Below are 1,158 nucleotides of genomic sequence, written 5' to 3'. Positions count from 1 at the left end.
CTTGTAGTGTAATATTAATATTATTCAGTGCATTATAGCTCAAAATTCATTTCTACCTTAACTGCAAAAATCTTTACAATTAACTTGTAGGTAAAGATTTTTTTAATTCTGGTTTGGAAAATTCTAATTTTTTCTTAGAGGCATTACGCCTTCTTTGATTTTTTTATAATTTTTTGGATTCACAAGATATTTTTTGAGCTTTTCTAAGAATTTTTTTATTTTTTTTCAAATCTTATGTAATTTTTCTTATTTTGACTGTGTTTCTGTCTTGATCAGCACCCGATTATTTTGATTTTCAACTTTTAATATCTTATGAAATTTATGAATAACAAAATTGGAAATTATCAAGTTCTTAAAAGTTATTTAAAGTATACAATTTAAAAACAAATGGAAATTGACGAAATAATTTCAAATTTAAGAGAATTTGGCAGTTCATACATCTATGAAAGCAGTGTTGGGAAAAATATTCTTTTTGTTATAAAGCAGTCCATGGGTTTATTTTTAGTAATCGATTTTGGCACTATGATTGGGATATTGGGAATATACTTTTCAATATTTGCCCCATTTTACTTCAATTTTTTGGATATATTTAAAATAGGCATTTATGAGATTTTTTTAAATTCACAAATAGAGCACACATTTAGTAAATAGTTACAGTAACCTTTTGCCAAAGAAAGAAAATATTTTTCTCCTTTTTTATTTTTTAATGTGTTAAAATCATTAAGTAAGGTTTTAAATTCTTTTATAGTTCAAAAATAAGCCTGGATACAATAAAATTGTTTTCTTTTTCTTTAAAGAATTCGTCGTTGGAGTTCAAACTTAGCATTTTATTTATTTTTGCTTTACTAAGCTTAAATATTTTAAATAAATTTTTGGATTGCTACGTAATGTTGTTAGCACTATCTTTTAGTGGCATTAAAATTTCATTAATTTATAATTTTATTTACTTTTTAGGATTACTATTATCCTTTTGGGATCAATGATTTTAAATTTATTACTGCTAAGTTTACTCTTCAATAAGGAAATCTTCAATTCTTTACCGCCGAAAGGAGATTGTTAACTAAATCAAAAATCTTCTTCTCCCTCACTTTCACTTCCGAGGATTTTTATAGTCGAAACTAAATTTTGCACTATACTATAATAGTAGTATGCCACCTA

The 1,158-nt window shown here is 24.9% G+C and carries 1 protein-coding gene; it reads left to right on the top strand.

Annotation, left to right across the window (positions count from 1 at the left end; translation table 11 throughout):
* Positions 1-387 precede the first annotated feature (387 nt).
* The gene (locus tag HNP67_RS06815; RefSeq protein ID WP_236845759.1) at positions 388-651 is read left to right on the top strand and encodes a hypothetical protein; all 264 of its coding nucleotides are present in this window, start codon (positions 388-390) and stop codon (positions 649-651) included.
* Positions 652-1,158 lie beyond the last annotated feature (507 nt).

This window comes from Borreliella californiensis (genome assembly GCF_014205885.1).
GTDB lineage: Bacteria > Spirochaetota > Spirochaetia > Borreliales > Borreliaceae > Borreliella > Borreliella californiensis.
The sequence above is the reverse complement of the archived record's forward strand: the minus strand, read 5'-3'. Positions and strand labels throughout refer to the sequence as shown.